We start from the raw sequence: 18,292 nt of genomic DNA on the forward strand, positions 1-18,292 counted from the left end.
CCGCGCTGCTCGAAGGCGGCCACCAGGGCGCTGAGGTCGCTGCCGAGGTCGACCTTGGTCGAGACAGGGGGCTGGGCCGGTGCAGCGGCCTTCGGCGCGGCAAAACGCTGGGTCAGCTGCTCTTCGGCCGAGGCGGCCATGGCCGGTTCGGTGCGCGACTGCAGGGCGGCCTGGCGGCGCTTGAGCATGCGCTCGCGCACATAGTCCTGGAAGGACAGCGTGCTCATGGCCAGCTGCTTGACGTCGTCCTGCACGGTCGAGGCCAGGTTGGCCACGGCCTGGCGGGCCTGGTTCGCGGCCTGGTGGGCGGCTTGCTGCGCACCCTTTTTGGCAACCGGGGCCGGGGCGGGCTCCTCGCGTTCGGCGGGATAGCTGTCGATCTGGGGCACGCTGTCGCCCGCCATGGCCAGGATCTCGATGCCCCCCTCGGCGGCCGGCTTGGTCGACAGCACCACGGCATCGTCTCCGAAGGCCGCCTTGACCTTCTGCATGGCCTCGCGGGAGTTGCGTCCGATAAAGCGTTTGACGTTCATGCGTGGCCTCCAATCAGGGTACCGATGCGGATGGAGTGGGTCTCAGGGATCTCGCTGTGGCCCAGCACCTTCAGGCGCGGGGCCGCACGTTTGAGCAGGCGGGCCAGGGACGGGCGGATGGCATCCGGCACCAGCAGGCAGGCCGGGTGGCCCATGTTTTCCTGGCGCTGGGTGGCCTCGGCCGCCTGGCGGGTCAGGTGGTCGGCCACGCCCGGGTCGAGCATCGGGCCGTTGGCCGAGGTCAGGGCCTGGGTCAGCAGGCGCTCCAGGTCGGGCTCGATGGCGATCACGTCCAGCTCCTTCACGGGGCCATAGATCTGCTGCACGATGGCCGGGGCCAGGCCCACGCGGATGCGCTTGGCCAGCTCGGTCGGGTCGTTCTGCAGACCCGGGCTGGTCGAGGCCTGCTCGGCCATGGTTTCGATGATGGAGCGCATGTCGCGGATGTGCACCCCTTCTTCCAGCAGCAGCTGCAAGACCTTCTGAAGCGTGGCGATGCCGACCATCTTGGGTACCACGTCTTCCATGAGTTTGGGGGCCAGTTTCGTCACGTGCTCTACCAGTTGCTGGGTCTCGACCCGGCCCAACAACTTGGCCGCGTGGAGTTGCATCAAGTGTGAGAGATGGGTGGCCACCACGGTCGAGGGATCAACGACCGTGTAGCCCGCCATTTGCGCCACATCCCGTTGCCGTTCTTCCACCCACACGGCGGGCAGGCCAAAAGCGGGGTCGATGGCCTGGGTGCCGGCAATCGGGTTGGCCACGTGCCCCGGGTTGATCGCCATCAGCATGCCGGGAAAGACCTCGCCCTCGCCCACCACGGCGCCGCGCAGGGTGATGCGGTAGAAGCTGGGCTTGAGCTCCAGGTTGTCCTTGATGTGCACGGAAGGCGGCAGGAAGCCCACCTCCTGCGCGAACTTGCGGCGCACGCCCTTGATGCGGTTGAGCAGGTCGCCGCCACGGTCCTTGTCGACCAGCTGGATCAGGCGGTAGCCCACCTCCAGGCCCAGGGTGTCGACCGGCTGCAGGTCTTCCCAGGTGGCTTCGCCATTGGCGTTGGGCGCGTCGGCGGGTTTTTCCACCGGCTTCGGTGCCCGGATGGCCAGCTCCTGCTTCTGGTGCATGCGCCAGGCGCCATAGCCCATGCCCGAGGCAATCGGCAGGAAGATGAAGCTGGGCATGCCCGGGATCAGGCCCAGGGTGCCGATGATGCCGGCGGCCACGCCCAGCACCTTGGGGTTCTGGAACATCTGGCCGATGATCTGGCCGCCAATGTCCTTCTCCTTGCCCACGCGCGAGACCACCATGGCCGAGGCCACCGAGATCAGCAGACCGGGGATCTGGGCCACCAGCGCATCGCCCACGGCCAGCAGGATGTAGGACTCGGCCGCCTGCCCGGGCGACAGCCCGTGCTGCACCACGCCGATCACGAAGCCGCCGATGATGTTGATGAACAGGATCAGGATGCCGGCGATGGCGTCGCCGCGCACGAACTTGGACGCACCGTCCATGGAGCCGTGGAACTCGGCCTCTTCGCCCACTTCCAGGCGGCGGCGCTTGGCTTCCTTCTCGTCGATCAGGCCGGCGCTCAGGTCGGCGTCGATGGCCATCTGCTTGCCGGGCATGGCGTCCAGGGTGAAACGGGCGCTGACCTCGGCGATGCGCTCCGAGCCCTTGGTGATCACCACGAAGTTGATCACCACCAGGATGGCGAACACGATCAGACCGACCGCAAAATTGCCCCCGATCAGGAAGTGCCCAAAGGACTCGATCACCTTGCCGGCCGCCCCCGCACCGTTGTGACCTTCCAGCAGCACGACCCGGGTCGAGGCCACGTTGAGCGACAGGCGCAGCAGCGTGGTCAGCAGCAGCACCGAGGGGAAGGCCGCGAAATCGAGTGGGCGCAGCATGGTGGCGGCCACCATCATCACCATCAGGGCCGCGGCGATGTTGAAGGTGAAGAAGATGTCCAGCACCAGGGGCGGCAGGGGCAGCACCATCAGCGCCAGCACCGCGACCACCACCATGGGCGCGGCCATGACCTGCACGCCCTGGCTGTTGGCCATCAAGGCCTGGAGTTTCTGCAACCAGGGATTCATGCCTCAAGCTCCATGTCGTCGGTCGGGGGGGGGGTCTTGCCGTTGCGCTGCGGGTCAAGCTCGGGCGGCACATCGAGGTCGGGCAGGTTGCCCGGCATCGCGCCCTGGCCGCTCAAGGCGGCCTTGAGCTGGAACACATAGGCCATCACCTGGGCCACGGCGCTGTAGAGCGCCACCGGCACTTCCTGGTCGAGCTCGGTGTTGGCGTACAGGGCACGGGCCAGCGGGGGCGCTTCGAGCACGGGCACGCGGTGCTCGGTGGCCACATCCCGGATCTTGAGCGCCACCAGGTCCACCCCCTTGGCGATGACGCGGGGGGCGCCCATGGTGGCCTCGTCGTACTGCAGGGCCACGGCATAGTGGGTCGGGTTCATGACCACCAGGTTGGCCTGGGGCACGGCGGCCAGCATGCGCTTGCGGGCCATCTCGCGCATGCGCTGCTTGATGCGGCCCTTGACCTCCATGTTGCCTTCCTGCTGCTTGAACTCGTCCTTCTGGTCCTGGTGGCTCATCTTCATCTTCTCGGCGAAGAGGAACTTCTGCAGCGGCCAGTCGATCAGGGCGAAGCCCGCCATCACCAGCAACATCGAACCCAGCGTCTCTTCCAGGGTGTGACCCAGTTCACGGATGGCCGCCGGCAGCGGCTGGGCCAGCAAGGCCACCATGCCCGGCCAGACATTGCTCAGCACCATGAAGCCCACCGCGCCCATCAGCAGCCCCATGGCGCTGGCCTTGAGCGCATCGATCGCATGGGCTTTGGAAAACAGGTTGCCGATCCCCGCGATCGGGTTGAGCTTGCCGAAATTGGGGGCAATCACCTTGAAGGACATCACCCAGCCACCGGCCAAGACGCTGGCGGCGGCCGAAGCCAGCGCCACGCCCAGGGCCAGGGGCACGATGAGCAGCAGCCACTCGCCCGTCCATTGCACCAGGCGGTCGACCATCACCTCGGGGCTGGCCACGGCGCGGGCATCGAAGCGCAGGCCGGCGCTGAGCTGGCGCTGCATGCGGTCCATCCAGAAAGGCGTCATAGCCACCACCACGCCGGTGGCCGCCATGACCACCATGAAGTGCCCCAGATCCTTCGAACGAACGACCTGGCCTTCCTGGCGCGCCTTCTTCAGCTTCTGCGCCGAGGCGGGCAACTGCTTGTCTTGGGCGCTGTCGGACATGGTGTGAGGGGCCTGGGTGTACTGCGGACTGAACCCGATTCTTCAGCGCCCCGCCAAAATCTTTAGGGCGATAAACGGGGTGGCACACGGCTTATTCCCTGCAGACAACGAGGACCCGAGCCCCCATGCTGACGACACCGTGACAAATGCCACACGAGCGCCCGATCGGCCCCTGCCGCCCCGCCTGCGTCCGTGTTCATCACACCCGAACCTCCACCCCATGGCCGCCACCCCGACCACCCCACCGGCCTGTGCCGTCACCGCCCTGCCCGCCTTGTGTGCGCAATGGGTGATCGACACCCAGCGCGCCCTGCGAGAGGCCAGCGTCGACCTGGCCATGGCCCAGGACCGCCGCCTCGTCTTCACCGTGCTGGAGGCCCTGCAGACCCGCCCTCAGGCGGTGGAAGCGGCCATGCACCAGGCGCTCCACCAGGCCCTGAGCGATGCGGGCCCAGGGGCGACCGACGCGGGCGAACCTTCGCGCATCGACACCGACCTGCTCAGCCTGGTCGACGAGTCCGAGGCCGAGCAGGAGATCGAGGTCTCGCGCACGGTGCAGCTCATCGGCGTGCAGGCCGAGTGGGAGTGGAACCAGTTTCAGTGCTTCCACGCCGGCCTGCTGGGCGACACCTGCCTGCAGCCCGAGAGCAACCCCTGGCGCCCCGCCACCTTTGCACGCGCCCTGAGCGAAGGCAGCCTGACGCTGGGCCTGGGCGCCGAGGCCCGCGCCCTGCTCCTGCGCCAGGGAGGTGCGGTGCTGGCCGGCCTGCTCAAGACTTTTTATGCTGAGCACAGCGCCCGGCTCAAGGCCGAAGGCGTCGCCCCCCTGGTGCGCAAGGCGCCCGTTCACCCACCCAGCCACACGCCACCGCCCCGCTCCGATGTGGACGTGACCCAACCCGGCGCCCTCTATCAGTTGCTGCAGCGCCTGCCCGAGTTCGCCGGGCAGGCCGCCACACGCCCACCCAGCGGCACCACGGCCCCACTGGCCGGCCAGGCACTCAAACTGCTCACCCGCCTGCTGGACCAGATGGGCAGCGACCCCGATGTGCAGCCGCCCGTGCAGGGCCTGATCCGCCAGCTGCAGGCCCCCATGGTGCGCCTGGCCCTGAAAGACCCGCAGCTGATGCAGAGCGACCGCCACCCGGCCTGGCGCCTGATCCACGAACTGGTCTCTGGCACCGCCGGCATCCAGCCTGGTGACGAGGCCGAGCTGGGCCGCTTCATGGCCCTGGCACAGCCCCTGGTGCGCCAGATCGCCACCGCGGGCCCCACCGACACCAGCGCCTACGAACAGGCCCTGCGCCAGCTGCAGGCCCACCAGGCCGAGCAGGCCCGCGCCGCCCTGGTCCGCCACCAGGCGCAGCAGGCCGCGCTGGCCCAGGCCGAGCACCGCGCCGCCTTGCTGCCCCTGCTGCGCCAGCAGGTCGAGGCGCAGATCGCCCTGACTGCCCAGAGCGCCCCCGAGCTCCGACTGGCAGCGCCCCTGCGCGACTTCCTCTTGCAGGACTGGGTGGCCGTGCTGGCCCAGACCATGGCCGACCCGGCCGAAGACGAAGCCAGCGCCCAGCGCGTGCTCGGCACCGTCGACGCGCTGCTGGCCAGCCTGACGCGCCCCGCCACCCTGGCCGACCGCGAGCGCTTGCGCCAGAGCCTGCCCGAACTGGTTCAGCGCCTGCAGGCCGGCATGGACCGCATCCGCCTGCCCGCCGCGCGCCGGGAGGCCGTGCTCAATGAACTGATGGTGGTGCACAGCCTGCACCTTCGGGCGCCCCCCCGGCCCCGGCCCGAGCCCAGCCCCCAGGAACTGGTGCGCCAGATGCAGGACGAGCCGGTGCCCGAGCCGCTGCGCCATGACGAGGCGGTCGACACCAACCTCGGCAACCTGCCCACCATCCCGATGGACTATGCCGAGATGCAGGCGTCGCCCGACGCCGCGCTCCCTGCCCCCGGCACGGCTGCAGTGCCCGCCACCCAGGCCACGTCCACAGAGAGTGCGGCAGAATGGATCGACACCCTCGAGACCCAGGCCTGGTGCAAGCTCTTCATCCAGGGCCGGTGGGCCACCACGCGCCTGCTGTGGTTGAGCGACAACCGCCAGTTCTTCATGTTCACCAGCCGACACGGTGGCGGCATGCACTCGCTGACGCGACGCGCCCTGCTGCGCCTGCGCAGCGAAGGCCTGGCCACCCGCGTGGAAGACCGCAGCGCCATGCAGCGCGCGGTCGACAGCCTGCTGGGCGACCTCTGAGCCGCCAGGGCGGCCCGGGCTTCAGTCCATCGAGGCCGGCACCACCGTCCACTGCTGGCGGATGTCGCCGCCGCTGTTGACGCTCTCCATGTGCACCGGGAAGCCCCACAGGCGCGCCACGTGCTTGAGCACCTCGCGCGTGCCATCGCCCAGCGGACGGTCGTTGTGCTGGGTGTGGCGCAGGGTGAGCGAGCGGTCACCGCGCAGGTTCACGCTCCACACCTGGATGTTGGGTTCGCGCGAACTGAGGTCGTACTGCTTCGAAAGGCTCTCGCGCAGCGCACGGTAGCCGCCATCGTCGTGGATGGCACTGACCTCGTACTCGCTCTCCTTCTCGTCGTCGCGGATGGCGAACAGGCGGAAGTCTCGCATCACCTTCGGGCTCAGGTACTGGCCGATGAAGCTCTCGTCCTTGAAATTACGCATCGCGTAGTCCAGCGTGGGCAACCAGGCGTGCTCGCGCGGATCCTTGCCTTCGGCCACCCCGGCGAACTCGGGGAACCAGTGGCGATCCTCCGGCGTGGGCGCCTCGCAGATGCGCTTGAGGTCGGTGTACATCGCAAAGCCCAGCGCATAAGGGTTCAGGCCGCTGTAGGCGCGGTGCCCGACCGGCGGCTGGTAGACCACATTGGTGTGCGACTTCAACCACTCCAGCATGATGCCGTCGCTCAGGTGGCCATCGTCGTACATGGTGTTGAGCAAGGTGTAGTGCCAGAAGGTGGCCCAACCCTCGTTCATCACCTGTGTCTGGCGCTGCGGGTAGAAGTACTGCGCCACCTTGCGCACGATGCGCACGATCTCGCGCTGCCACGAATCCAGCAGCGGCGCGTTCTTCTCGATGAAGTAGAGGATGTTCTCCTGCGGCTCGGCCGGGAAGCGGCGCACCGCCTCTTCTTCAGGCCGGTCGGCCCGGCGCGGCAGTGTGCGCCACAGGTCGTTGACCTGCTGCTGCAGGTAGGCCTCGCGCTCCTCGCGGCGGGCCAGTTCCTTGTCCAGCGAGAGCTTGCCCGGACGGCGGTAACGGTCCACACCGTGGTTCATCAGCGCATGGCAGCTGTCGAGCAGCTCTTCCACCGCGTCCACGCCATAACGCTCTTCGCAGCGCGCCACATAGTTCTTGGCGTAGACCAGGTAGTCGATGATGGAGGACGCATCCGTCCACATCCGGAACAGGTAATTGCCCTTGAAAAAACTGTTGTGCCCGTAGGCCGCATGCGCGATCACCAGGGCCTGCATGGCCATGGTGTTCTCCTCCATCAGGTAGCTGATGCAGGGGTTGGAGTTGATGACGATCTCGTAGGCCAGGCCCATGTGGCCGCGGCGGTAGTTCTTCTCGGTGCTGATGAACTCCTTGCCATACGACCAGTGGCGGTAGTTCACCGGCATGCCCACGCTGGCGTAGGCGTCCATCATCTGCTCGGCGGTGATGATCTCCAGCTGGTTGGGATAGGTGTCGAGCTTGAAGCGCTCGGCCGTGGCACGGATGACGTCGTGGTACTGCTCGATCAGCTCGAACGACCAGTCCGACGGTCCGGGCAACTGCGTGGCCTTGTCCAGAACGGCACTCATGCGTCGACTCCTTCCTTCTTGAACAGCTCGCGGAAGACCGGGTAGATCTGAGAGGCCTCCAGCACCTTGCGCATCGCAAAGTGTTTGTGGGATTCGCTCAGCGCCAGGTACTCGTCCCAGAGGTTCTGTTCGGTCTGGGCCACCTGCACATAGGCGTAATAACGCACCAGGGGCAGGATCTTGTCTTGCAGGATCTCGCGGCAGCGGCTGGAATCGTGGTGCCAGTTGTCGCCGTCGGAGGCCTGGGCCACGTACAGGTTCCACTCGCTGGTGGGGTAGCGTGCGCGGATCACCTCGTCCAGCAGGACCAGGGCGCTGGAAACCACCGTGCCGCCGGTTTCGGTGGCGTGGAAGAACTCGTCTTCGGTCACCTCTTGCGCCTGCGTGTGGTGGCGGATGAAGACCAGCTCGATCTTGTCGTAGTGCCGCGTCAGGAACAGGTAGAGCAGGATGAAGAAGCGCTTGGACAGCTCCTTGCGCTGCTCGTCCATCGAGCCGGACACGTCCATCACGCAGAACATCACGGCCTTGGTGGTCGGCACCGGCACCTTCACCCGGCTGCGGAAACGCAGGTCGATCGGGTCCAGGAAAGGGATGCCCTTGACCTTGCCGTAGAGGTGGGCCAGCTTGGCCTCGATCTCTTCGATCTCGGCCGCGTGCTCGTGCACCAGGGCCAGGTCACCGGTCTCTTCCTGGCCGCGCAGGAAGGCCAGGCGTTCTTCCAGTTCCTTGATCTCGCGGCGGCTGCCGGCGCCAAGGGCAATCCGGCGCCCCAGAGAGCCGCGCATCGAGCGCACCACGTGCAGGTTGTTGGGCGTGCCATCGCTGCTGAAGCCCGCGCGGTGGCTCTTCCATTCCGGCACCTCGGCCAGGGCCGTGCGCACCAGATTGGGCAAGGCCAGGTCTTCGAAAAAGACCTGCATGAACTCTTCCTTGCTCAGGGAGAAGACGAAATCGTCGTCGCCCTCGCCCGAGTCACTGGCCTGACCTTGGCCCTGCCCCTGGCCACCGCCGCCCTGGGGCTTCTCGATGCGGTCGCCCTTGACGTACTCGCGGTTGCCCGGGTGCACCACCTCGCGCATGCCGCCCTGGCCGTGGCTGAAGACGGGCTCGCTCAGGTCCCGCTTTGGGATGGTGATGTCCTCGCCCTTTTCGAGGTCGCGGATGCTGCGGCCATTGATGGCCCGCTGCACGGCGTCTCTCACCTGGTCCTTGTAGCGACGCAGGAAACGTTCACGGTTGCCAATGGACTTGTTCTTGCCCGCCAGCCGCCGGTCGATGATGTGTTGCCGTGTCATGTTTGCCCAGCTCGGTTGCCATCAAGCGGCCGCCACGGAACCGGCTTGGCCGGGCCGTTGGCGGCGCCCCCTTGAAGGGGAGCGCCGGAAGGCGCTCGGGGGTGGGTCATCAGGAAGACTTTCTGACGCGCAGGTACCACTCGCACAGCAGCCGAACCTGCTTGGCCGTGTAGCCCTTCTGGACCATGCGGTTCACGAAGTCCTCGTGCTTCTTGACCTCGTCGGCACTGGCCTTGGCGTTGAAGCTGATGACCGGCAACAACTCTTCCGTGTTGCTGAACATCTTCTTCTCGATCACGACGCGCAGCTTCTCGTAGCTGGTCCACAGCGGGTTCTTGCCGCCGTTGTTGGCGCGGGCGCGCAGCACGAAGTTCACGATCTCGTTGCGGAAGTCCTTGGGGTTGGAGATGCCCGCGGGCTTCTCGATCTTCTCGAGTTCGGCGTTGAGCGAACCACGGTCGAAGATCTCGCCGGTGTCGGTGTCGCGGTACTCCTGGTCCTGGATCCAGTAGTCGGCGTAGGTCACGTAGCGATCGAAGATGTTCTGGCCGTACTCGGAATAGCTCTCGAGGTAGGCCGTCTGGATCTCCTTGCCGATGAACTCGGCATAGCGCGGCGCCAGCGCCTCTTTGATGTAGGCGATGTACTTCTGCTCGACCTCGGCCGGGAACTGCTCGCGCTCGATCTGTTGTTCGAGCACGTACATCAGGTGCACGGGGTTGGCCGCCACCTCGGCGCTGTCGAAGTTGAAGACCTTCGAGATGATCTTGAAGGCGAAGCGGGTGGAGACGCCACTCATGCCCTCGTCGACCCCGGCGTAATCGCGGTACTCCTGGATGGACTTGGCCTTGGGGTCGGTGTCCTTGAGGTTTTCGCCGTCGTAGACCTGCATCTTGCTGAAGATGCTGGAGTTCTCCGGCTCCTTCAGGCGGGTCAGGATGGCGAACTGGCTCATCATCTTCAGCGTGCCGGGGGCGCAGGGCGCGGCGGCCAGCGAAGAGGTGCGGACCAGCTTCTCGTAGATCTTGATCTCTTCGCTCACCCGCAGGCAATACGGCACCTTGACGATGTAGATCCGGTCGAGGAAGGCCTCGTTGTTCTTGTTGTTGCGGAAGGCCTTCCACTCGCTCTCGTTCGAGTGGGCCAGCACCACGCCGTCAAAGGGGATGGCACCAAAGCCTTCCGTGCCCTTGAAGTTGCCTTCCTGGGTGGCGGTCAGCAAGGGGTGCAGCACCTTGATCGGCGCCTTGAACATTTCCACGAATTCCAGCAGACCCTGGTTGGCCAGGCACAGGCCGCCCGAGTAGCTGTAGGCATCCGGGTCGTCCTGGGCGTAGGTTTCGAGCTTGCGGATGTCGACCTTGCCCACCAGCGAGCTGATGTCCTGGTTGTTCTCGTCACCCGGTTCGGTCTTGGCGATGCCCACCTGCTTGAGGATGCTCGGGTAGCGCTTGACCACCTTGAACTGGCGGATGTCGCCACCGAATTCTTCGAGGCGCTTCACGGCCCAGGGGCTCAGGATGCGCTGCAGGTAACGGCGGGGGATGCCGTATTCCTTCTCCAGGATCGGGCCGTCTTCCGTCGGGTCGAACAGGCCCAGCGGCGACTCGTTCACCGGCGAGCCCTTGATGGCGTAGAACGGCACCTTCTCGGCCAGCAGCTTGAGCCGCTCGGCAATCGAAGACTTGCCGCCGCCCACCGGGCCCAGCAGGTAAAGAATCTGCTTCTTTTCTTCCAGGCCCTGCGCGGCATGGCGGAAGTAGGAGACGACCTGCTCGATCGCGTCCTCCATGCCGTAGAACTCTTCGAAGGCCGGGTAGAGCTTGATCACCTTGTTGGTGAAGATGCGCGACAAACGCGGGTCATTGCGCGTGTCGACCATCTGCGGCTCGCCGATGGCCTGGAGCATGCGCTCGGCGGCGGTGGCGAAAGCCGTCTTGTCCCGTTTGCAGATCTCGAGGTATTCCTCGAGGGTGAATTCCTCTTCGCGGGTCCGCTCGTAGCGAGCTGCGAAGTTGCTGATCACGTCCATATAGACCTCCGAACATCGACTGACGCCATCGATGCATCGTGATCTGCCGGAGTACCCGTCTGGTGAACCCGGCGCGACCACACAAGCATCGCCTTCACACCAAAGATCGAGGAAATCGCCGCCCTGTGGTGCCCGGAGAAACCAGGCCTTTGTCACACAGATCGAGGACTTCGTTACTGCCTATCTTGCACCTTTTTTTGGCCCCGCGTGCGGCCGATGCACCACAAACCCCTGTTTCACGCCCCGGCCGCCCCATGTGTTCAGGGGCTGACTCAGGTGTTGCTGGTGGCCCTCACCTCTTCCATGCTGGTGATGCCGGCCAGCACCTTCTCGATGCCGTCCTGCCTCAGGGTGCGCATGCCTTCGCGCATGGCCTGCTGCTGCAACTCCTCGGCGCGTGCCCCGGTCTGGATCAGGCGGCGCAGCGCCCGACTGACGCTCATCAGCTCGTGCACCCCGGCGCGGCCCTTGTAGCCCGTCTGGTTGCAGTGGGGGCAACCAGTGTTGGTGTAACGCATGATCTGGCCGTTCTGACTCAGACGGCCCAACCAGCCCGACAGCACCGGGTTGCGGCCCAGGGCCTCGACATCGGCGGGCGCGTTGTGAAGATAGTCTTCCAGCAGCTCTTCGATGTACTCCTGCGAGGCGGGTTCAGCCACCTTGCACTGGCCGCACAGGCGGCGCACCAGGCGCTGCGCCAACACCACCAGCAGGGAGTCGGCAAAGTTGAACGGGTCCATGCCCATGTCGAGCAGGCGGGTGACGGTTTCAGGCGCGCTGTTGGTGTGCAGGGTGGAGAGCACCAGGTGGCCCGTGAGCGAGGCCTCCACGCCCATGGCGGCCGTTTCGGCATCGCGCATTTCGCCCACCATGATCACGTCCGGATCGGCCCGCAGGAAGGCGCGCAGGGCCTTGGCAAAAGTCCAGTCGATCTTGGCATTGACCTGCACCTGGCGCAGGCCAGGCTGGGTGATTTCCACCGGGTCTTCGGCCGTCCAGATCTTGCGTTCTGGCACGTTGATGAAGCTGAGTGCCGAGTGCAGGGTGGTGGTCTTGCCAGAGCCGGTCGGCCCCACGCAGAGCACCATGCCGTAGGGGCGCTCCATGGCATCCTGCAGCTTGCTCAGGTTCCAGGGGCTCAGGCCGATCTTGTCCAGCGGCAGGGGCTTGGCCGAGGCCAGGATCCGCATCACCACGTCTTCCAGGCCGTTGTTGGTCGGGATGGTGGCCACGCGCAGCTCGATCTTGTATTGCTGCACGAACTTGGCAAAGTTGATCTTGCCGTCCTGGGGCTTGCGGCGCTCGGAGATGTCGAGGTCGCACATGATCTTGATGCGCGCGATCATGGCGCTGCGGTAGGTGTGCGGCAACTCCAGGTAGGGCACCAGCACGCCATCCTTTCGGAAGCGGATCTTGATTTTGTCGCGGCCCGGGTAGCTCTCGATGTGAATGTCGGAGACGCCCTGGGTGTAGGCCTCGATGATCATGGTGTTGATCAGCCGCACCAGAGAGTTGTCGCTCTGCTCGATGGGCTTTTCGTCCTCCAGGCCGTGGCGCTCCAGCCCTTCTTTTTCCAGGTTTTCGACCAGCTGGTTGGAGTCGAGCGTCTCGAGGTCGAACGGGGCGGGCTCGGTGTTGAGCTTGCCCAGCTGCATGCTGGAAACGTCGGCCCCGATGCGGGCATAGGCATCCTTGATGGCCCATTCCAGCTGGTTGTGCTGGGCCAGCACCGGCACGATCTTGCACTGGGTGATGAACTCCAGCTCGGACAGCGTCAGGCGCTTGCTGGGGTCATCGACCGCGACGATCAGGGTCGAATCACGTAGCAGCAGCGGCGCCACGAGCAGGCGCGAGGCCACGGTGAACGGCACCTTGTGGATGGCCTCGGGCTCGGCCGGGAACTTGGTGAGGTCGACCAGGGGGTAACCCATCTTGCGGGCCAGCGCGGTCAGCAGGTCTTCTCGCGAGACCAGCTTCATGCTGACCAGCAGTTCACCCAGGGGCACGGACCGGTCGCGCTTTTGCTGCTCCAGGGCCTCGTTGAGCTGCGCCTCGGTGATGAGGTCCATGGCCATCAGGGCCTCGCCGATGCGCACCATGGGCATGCGGCCCTGGCGCTCGATGGCATCGAGCAGTTGCGGCGCGCTGACCACCTGCTGCGTCAAGAGGATGTCGCCCAGCTTCTGGCTGCGCAGGTTGGCCTGGGCCTCGACGGCCTGGTTGACCTGCTCCGGCGTGAGCGCGTGAGCCTGGATCAGGGCCTCGCCGATGCGGGGTCCGTACTCCACGCCCTGCATGACGGCGTGGGGCACAAAAAGCCGGCTGACGGTGCCGAGCTCGTCGATCGGGGGGTAGAGGAAGAGGCCGAAATCCGTCTCGGCATGGCCAACGGTGCGGCCCTCGAGCGCCCCCCCCGCCTTGAGCTGGACGTGGTACTCGGTGCTCGGGCGCACGGCCAGGACCTCGGCCAGGGGCTCGACGGCCTCGGGCGACTTCAGGGGCGCCAGGGGCCGTGTCAACAGCAGGGATCGGAACTGGTTGAAGCGCAGCGGCATGGTCGTGCGCGCAGGCGGGACCTGCACGTGCGCGACCTGCTCTTCAGGCACGAAAAACACGAGGCGGCCGTGCATGGTGCGGCCATTGAGGCCCACGATCTCGCAAGGTTCGTGGTCGAGTTGCGCCCGCGCCAGGGGGTAGCTGGCAAAAGGCGGCGTGGGCCAGCGGAAGGCGTTGGCGTCCGGGCCCACCGGCTCGGGCTCAAGCTCCTCCAGCGATCGCCCAGGCCCAAGCCCTGCGACCTCATCGGTCCAGCTCAGCGGCGGCAGGGGTGTCTCGGACATGCGTCTCCTCGGATCCATGGGCTTCACATCTTTCCCCGGATGGTTGCCATGCTATGAAAACCCTGGCGCGACAAAACGCCCAAAAGAGGCAGGAATGCACACCAGATGGCCGCAGCGCAGGTCGGTGTCAGGTTTGGGGGACACCGCCGACCAAGTCAGCATGGCCCCTCCTGCCTCTGGCAGTCGGCGCGGCCATGCCATCATTTCACCGTCACCGAAAGGAAACCGCCATGTCCCAACGCGCCCTGCTCTCTTCTGCCCTGGCATCCGTCATGGCCCTGGGCCTGGTCACCCCCGCCGCCGCCCAGATGGACAACGAAAAGGGGAAGGAGAAATGCTTCGGCATCGTCAAGGCCGGCCAGAACAGCTGCGCCAACCTCAGCGGCAGCCACAGCTGCGCCGGCGAGGCCACGACCGACAACGACCCCGGCGAATGGAAGCTCGTGCCCAAAGGCACCTGCGCCAAGCTCGGCGGCCTGAGCACCGCACAGGCCAAGGCCAAACTGGGTCTGGACAAGGCCAAGTGAGCCTGGTCGGCATCGGGCTGCGCGCCCCCCACCATGCCGAATGGCTGGCCCGCCGCCCGCCCATGGGCTTTGTGGAGGTGCACAGCGAGAATTTCTTCGCCGAGGGTGGCGCCACCCTGGCCCTGCTCGACGCCGTGCGGGCCAGCCACCCGGTGAGCCTGCACGGGGTCGGCCTGTCGCTGGGCTCGGCCTGCGGGCTCGACGCGCAGCACCTGGCCCGACTGGCCCGGCTGGTCGCACGATGCGAGCCGGTGCGCGTGTCGGACCACGCCTGTTTCGCGCGGGTGGCCCGCCCTGGCGGGGCCCCGGTGCACACCGCCGACCTGCTGCCCCTGGCCTTCAACGACACGACCCTGTCCCTGCTGTGCGAGCACGTCGAGCAGGTCCAGGATCACCTGAAGCGCCCCCTGCTGGTCGAAAACATCTCCACCTGCCTGCCACCTCAGGGCGACACGATGAGCGAAGCGGCCTTCCTGGTGGCCCTGACGCGCCGCACCGGCTGCCAGCTGCTACTGGACCTGAACAACCTGCGCGTCAATGGCCTGAACCGGGCGCGCTTCGCTCACCCCGAGGCAGGCGCCCTGCCGATGTCGCCCGCCGAGGCCGAAGCCTGGGCCCTGCGCGAAGCCTTGGCCTGGGTGCACACCCTGCCACCGGGTTGCGTGGGCGAGTTGCACCTGGCGGGCTGCCCCGCACCCGATGACCCCTGCCAAGCCGTGGTCGACGACCACAGCCAGCGCGTGGGCGAAAGCGTCTGGGCGCTGTACGAGGCCACGCTGCGCCACCTGGGGCCTTTGCCGACCCTGGTGGAGTGGGACACGGCCCTGCCCCCCCTGGACACCCTGCTGGCCGAGGCCGACCTGGCCGACCAGCGCATGGCCGCGGTGACATCGGCGGTGGCCAACTCCCCCCAGAGGCCTGCCGCATGAGCACCCCGTCGGCCGCACCGGACGCCGCCCAGCCAACCGCAGGGCGGGCGGCCGAAGCCCGGCGCCAGGTCGCGCTGCTGGCCGCGATACAGGGGGCGCCACCGCCACAGACCGTCATCCCACCCGGCCCTGGCACGGCCGACGCCCACATCCTCGCCTGGCAGAGCCGCGGCCTCGCCCTGCACCGCGCCCACGCCCGGGCCACGGCCTGCGCCACGCTGCGGCTGAGTCACCCCACGGTCGAGCAGGTGCTCGGCGCCAAGGCCTTCGACACCCTGGCCTGCCGGCTCTGGGCGCTGAGCCCGCCCACATCGGGTGACCTGGGCGACTGGGGCGAGGGCCTGCCTGCGCTGCTGGCGCAACAGCCCGAACTGCTGCCTTGGCCCTGGCTGCCCGACCTCGCCCGGCTGGATTGGGCCCGCCACCGCTGCGAACGCGCCGCAGACCAGGCATGCGACCTGCCCAGCCTGGCACGCCTGGGCGACACAGACCCGGCGCGCCTGCACCTGCGCCTGCAGGAGCATGTGATCGCCCTGCCCTCGCCCTGGCCCCTGCCCGCGATCTGGGCGGCACACCAGCCCGGTGGCGACCTCGACGCCCTGAACGCCGTGCTGGCCCCCTGGATGGCCCAGGCGCCCAGGGAGCGGCCGCAGGGCCTCACCGTGATCTGGCGCCAGCCCTGGCGGGCCGAGGTGATGGACGTGATGGGGCCGGAGGCACGGTGGATGCGCGCCCTGTGCCCAGCCGAGGCCGAGCGGGAGACGCCCCCCAGCCTGGCGACCTTGCTGGACCAGGCGGCACCCGACTTCGACTTCACGGCCTGGCTGACACGGGCCCTCCAGCGTCAGTGGCTGGCGGGCGTGGACGTGCGCTGAACGCACGCCAGGCCGCTCAGAAATCGTTGGGTTGGAACTTGATTTCCATCACCGGCGGCACGCGGCCATCGGTGTCGGCCGGCAGCACCTCGGTGCGGTCGACGGCGCGCAGCACGGCCTCGTCCCAGGCGGGCACACCGGACGAGCTCAGCAGCTTGCGCGAGAGGATGCGCCCATCCGGGCCGCAGCGCACCTCGACCACCGCGGTCGGGTTGCCGCTCACGTTGTCGGCAAAGACGATGTTGGGCTTGACGCGCGCCTTGATGCGCCCACCGTAGCCCGCGCTGGGCCCGGCATTGCGGCTGCCCGTGCCGCCCGAGCTGCCCAGGCTGCTGCCGCCCAGGCTGTCCATCATGCGGGCGATGTTGGCCTTGCGCTGGGCCTCCAGGGCAGCGGCCGTGGCGCGGCTGTCGGCCTCGGCCTTGGCCTTGTCGGCCTTCGCATCGACCTTGGCCGGCTTGGCCTCCACCTTGGCTTCCATCACCTTGGGCTCGGGCTTGCGGGGCTCGGCCTTGGGTTCAGGTTTGGGCCTGGGCTCGGATTTGGGCTCCGGCTTGGGCGGCTCCACCTTCTTGGGTTTGACGGGCTTGACGTCCTCGAAGACCTCGCGGGGCGGTTTCTCCTTGGGCGGCTTGGGTTCCTTCTTGGGCTTGGGCGCGATCACCAGGTCGGGCACGGTCTCACGCGGCGCCTCGGGCTCGGCTTCGCGGGCGGGCGGTTCAGCGCGGGGCTCCGGCTCGGCCTGACGGACCACGGGCGGGGGCGGCGGGGCCAGGGCCGCCGTCTCGGGGATCTCGGACCAGACCTCGGCCTCCAGGGCTTCCGGCTGCTGGCTCTTCCAGTTCACGCCCAGGGCCAGGGCCGCGACCAGCATCAGGTGGATGCCGGCGGCCATGGCAAAGCCTGGCCCCCAGCCGTCGGCCGTGCGTGGCGGGTACGCAGGCCCGCGGGTCGCCTGCGCGCCCGTCAGGGCGCCCGTTGGGGCCGATGCCATGGGAGACGTGGGGAGTGCCAAGCGCTCAGCCTCCGGTGGTGCGCACCGACAGGCCCACCCGGGCCACACCGGCCTGCTTGAGCTCGTCCATGATGTGGACCACGGCCTCGTACCGCACGTCCTTGCGCGCGCTGATGATCACGGGCACGCCATCGGCGCCATGGGCGTTGTCTTCCTGAATGGCCTTGACGCGGGCCTTCAGCTCGTTGAGACCGAACTCGCCTGCGTCCTTGCGGTTGATGCGCAGCTTGATGCGGTCGTCGGTCTCCAGCACCACCTCCACCACCTGATCGGGCGCCTGCTTGGCCTTGCCCACGCTGGGCAGATCGACCACGCCGGAGGGCATCAGCGGCGCACTCACCATGAAGATGATCAGCAACACCAGCATCACGTCGATGAACGGGACCATGTTGATCTCGTTGCGGGTGCGGCGGCGTCGGCCACCGCCTCGGGCGTTGAGCTCGGCCACGGTTCAGCGCCCCTGCGGTGCCTGGGCGCGGACGGCGTCGGCGCCCGGGGCCAGCGGTGCGGCATTGCGCGCCAGGATGTTGGAGAACTCCTCGATGAAGGACTCCATCTGGATGGCGATGCGGTCGATGTCGCGGGCGAAGCGGTTGTAGGCCAGCACCGCCGGGATGGCCGCGAACAGGCCGATGGCGGTCGCCACCAGGGCTTCGGCGATGCCGGGGGCCACCGTGGCCAGGGTCACCACCTGCACGTTCGAGAAACCGGTGAAGGCGTGCATGATGCCCCAGACCGTGCCGAACAGGCCGATGTAGGGCGAGACCGAACCCACCGAGCCCAGGAAGTCGAGGCGGGACTCGATCACGTCCATCTCGCGCTGGTAGCTGGCGCGCATGGCGCGGCGGGCGCCATCGAGCAGGGTGGGCACGTCGCTGACACGGCGCTCGCGCAGCTTCATGAACTCGCGCATGCCCGAGGCGAAGATGCGCTCTTGCGGCGAGGTCGGGCCATCGCCCTTGCTGGCGTCCTGAAAGAGCTCCTGCAGGGTGCGGCCGGCCCAGAACTCGCGGTCGAATTCCTCGTTGTCGCTGCGCACGCGCTTGAGCCCGATCACCTTGCCGAAGATGATGCTCCAGCTGGTCAAGGAGACCCCCAGCAGCAGGGCCATCACGATCTGCACCACCACGCTGGGCACCAAGGACGCCGAGC

Annotated in this window: 13 protein-coding genes and 1 pseudogene; 4 read left to right on the forward strand and 10 right to left on the reverse strand. The window is 67.3% G+C overall.

Annotation, left to right across the window (positions count from 1 at the left end):
- The 3 genes and pseudogenes from QZ994_RS12295 to QZ994_RS12305 form a co-directional block, all read right to left on the reverse strand.
- Nucleotides 1–533 (reverse strand): annotated as a pseudogene (locus tag QZ994_RS12295) (flagellar biosynthesis protein FlhF); the annotation flags it as partial.
- Nucleotides 530–2,632 carry a flagellar biosynthesis protein FlhA gene (flhA, locus tag QZ994_RS12300; RefSeq protein ID WP_290871778.1) on the reverse strand — a complete coding sequence of 701 codons (2,103 nt, stop codon included), beginning with the start codon at nucleotides 2,630–2,632 and terminating at the stop codon, nucleotides 530–532. The gene flhA and the pseudogene QZ994_RS12295, both read right to left, overlap by 4 nt.
- Nucleotides 2,629–3,804 carry a flagellar biosynthesis protein FlhB gene (locus tag QZ994_RS12305; protein ID WP_290871780.1) on the reverse strand — a complete coding sequence of 392 codons (1,176 nt, stop codon included), beginning with the start codon at nucleotides 3,802–3,804 and terminating at the stop codon, nucleotides 2,629–2,631. The genes flhA and QZ994_RS12305 overlap by 4 nt, the downstream gene beginning before the upstream one ends.
- 220 nt (nucleotides 3,805–4,024) lie before the next feature.
- Between QZ994_RS12305 and QZ994_RS12310 the strand changes: the two genes are divergently transcribed.
- Entirely contained in the window at nucleotides 4,025–6,055 is a 2,031-nt protein-coding gene (locus tag QZ994_RS12310; RefSeq protein ID WP_290871782.1) for a DUF1631 family protein, read from the forward strand.
- A gap of 21 nt (nucleotides 6,056–6,076) precedes the next feature.
- Here the strand turns inward: QZ994_RS12310 and QZ994_RS12315 are convergent, their stop codons facing one another.
- The 4 genes from QZ994_RS12315 to QZ994_RS12330 form a co-directional block, all read right to left on the reverse strand.
- Entirely contained in the window at nucleotides 6,077–7,624 is a 1,548-nt protein-coding gene (locus QZ994_RS12315; RefSeq protein WP_290871784.1) for a SpoVR family protein, read from the reverse strand.
- On the reverse strand, nucleotides 7,621–8,922 hold the full coding sequence (locus QZ994_RS12320) for a YeaH/YhbH family protein (RefSeq protein ID WP_290871786.1): 1,302 nt from the start codon (nucleotides 8,920–8,922) through the stop codon (nucleotides 7,621–7,623). Before QZ994_RS12320 ends, QZ994_RS12315 begins: the two co-directional genes overlap by 4 nt.
- Nucleotides 8,923–9,031: 109 nt before the next feature.
- On the reverse strand, nucleotides 9,032–10,954 hold the full coding sequence (locus QZ994_RS12325; RefSeq protein ID WP_290871788.1) for a PrkA family serine protein kinase: 1,923 nt from the start codon (nucleotides 10,952–10,954) through the stop codon (nucleotides 9,032–9,034).
- Between the two features lie 272 nt (nucleotides 10,955–11,226).
- On the reverse strand, nucleotides 11,227–13,794 hold the full coding sequence (locus QZ994_RS12330; protein ID WP_290871790.1) for an ATPase, T2SS/T4P/T4SS family: 2,568 nt from the start codon (nucleotides 13,792–13,794) through the stop codon (nucleotides 11,227–11,229).
- Nucleotides 13,795–14,024: 230 nt separating this feature from the next.
- Here QZ994_RS12330 and QZ994_RS12335 point away from each other — a divergent pair, with 230 nt between their 5' ends.
- The 3 genes from QZ994_RS12335 to QZ994_RS12345 are packed head-to-tail and all read left to right on the forward strand — an operon-like array spanning nucleotide 14,025 to nucleotide 16,125.
- Entirely contained in the window at nucleotides 14,025–14,321 is a 297-nt protein-coding gene (locus QZ994_RS12335; RefSeq protein WP_290871792.1) for a DUF2282 domain-containing protein, read from the forward strand.
- Complete coding sequence (locus QZ994_RS12340; RefSeq protein ID WP_290871794.1) at nucleotides 14,318–15,250, forward strand: DUF692 domain-containing protein; 933 nt, start codon at nucleotides 14,318–14,320, stop codon at nucleotides 15,248–15,250. Before QZ994_RS12335 ends, QZ994_RS12340 begins: the two co-directional genes overlap by 4 nt.
- Nucleotides 15,247–16,125 carry a putative DNA-binding domain-containing protein gene (locus QZ994_RS12345; protein ID WP_290871796.1) on the forward strand — a complete coding sequence of 293 codons (879 nt, stop codon included), beginning with the start codon at nucleotides 15,247–15,249 and terminating at the stop codon, nucleotides 16,123–16,125. Before QZ994_RS12340 ends, QZ994_RS12345 begins: the two co-directional genes overlap by 4 nt.
- 16 nt (nucleotides 16,126–16,141) lie before the next feature.
- Here QZ994_RS12345 and tolA read toward each other — a convergent pair whose 3' ends face one another.
- The 3 genes from tolA to tolQ are packed head-to-tail and all read right to left on the reverse strand — an operon-like array spanning nucleotide 16,142 to nucleotide 18,281.
- Nucleotides 16,142–17,119 (reverse strand): cell envelope integrity protein TolA, encoded by a 978-nt coding sequence (gene tolA / locus QZ994_RS12350; RefSeq protein ID WP_290871798.1) that lies wholly within the window; start codon nucleotides 17,117–17,119, stop codon nucleotides 16,142–16,144.
- A 25-nt stretch (nucleotides 17,120–17,144) separates the two neighbouring features.
- Complete coding sequence (locus QZ994_RS12355) at nucleotides 17,145–17,588, reverse strand: biopolymer transporter ExbD (protein WP_290871800.1); 444 nt, start codon at nucleotides 17,586–17,588, stop codon at nucleotides 17,145–17,147.
- Between the two features lie 3 nt (nucleotides 17,589–17,591).
- Nucleotides 17,592–18,281, reverse strand: a complete 690-nt coding sequence (gene tolQ, locus QZ994_RS12360) for a protein TolQ (protein ID WP_290871802.1) — start codon at nucleotides 18,279–18,281, stop codon at nucleotides 17,592–17,594.
- Nucleotides 18,282–18,292: the final 11 nt, after the last annotated feature.

It is taken from the genome of Aquabacterium sp. (genome assembly GCF_021768455.1).
Lineage (GTDB): Bacteria > Pseudomonadota > Gammaproteobacteria > Burkholderiales > Burkholderiaceae_C > Aquabacterium.

What these genes read in the sequence shown, in the direction of transcription:
- flhA (WP_290871778.1), bottom strand. Translation starts at nt 2,632, where the DNA reads ATGAATCCCTGGTTGCAGAAACTCCAGGCCTTGATGGCCAACAGCCAG.
- QZ994_RS12305 (WP_290871780.1), bottom strand. Translation starts at nt 3,804, where the DNA reads ATGTCCGACAGCGCCCAAGACAAGCAGTTGCCCGCCTCGGCGCAGAAG.
- QZ994_RS12310 (WP_290871782.1), top strand. Translation starts at nt 4,025, where the DNA reads ATGGCCGCCACCCCGACCACCCCACCGGCCTGTGCCGTCACCGCCCTG.
- QZ994_RS12315 (WP_290871784.1), bottom strand. Translation starts at nt 7,624, where the DNA reads ATGAGTGCCGTTCTGGACAAGGCCACGCAGTTGCCCGGACCGTCGGAC.
- QZ994_RS12320 (WP_290871786.1), bottom strand. Translation starts at nt 8,922, where the DNA reads ATGACACGGCAACACATCATCGACCGGCGGCTGGCGGGCAAGAACAAG.
- QZ994_RS12325 (WP_290871788.1), bottom strand. Translation starts at nt 10,954, where the DNA reads ATGGACGTGATCAGCAACTTCGCAGCTCGCTACGAGCGGACCCGCGAA.
- QZ994_RS12330 (WP_290871790.1), bottom strand. Translation starts at nt 13,794, where the DNA reads ATGTCCGAGACACCCCTGCCGCCGCTGAGCTGGACCGATGAGGTCGCA.
- QZ994_RS12335 (WP_290871792.1), top strand. Translation starts at nt 14,025, where the DNA reads ATGTCCCAACGCGCCCTGCTCTCTTCTGCCCTGGCATCCGTCATGGCC.
- QZ994_RS12345 (WP_290871796.1), top strand. Translation starts at nt 15,247, where the DNA reads ATGAGCACCCCGTCGGCCGCACCGGACGCCGCCCAGCCAACCGCAGGG.
- tolA (WP_290871798.1), bottom strand. Translation starts at nt 17,119, where the DNA reads ATGGCATCGGCCCCAACGGGCGCCCTGACGGGCGCGCAGGCGACCCGC.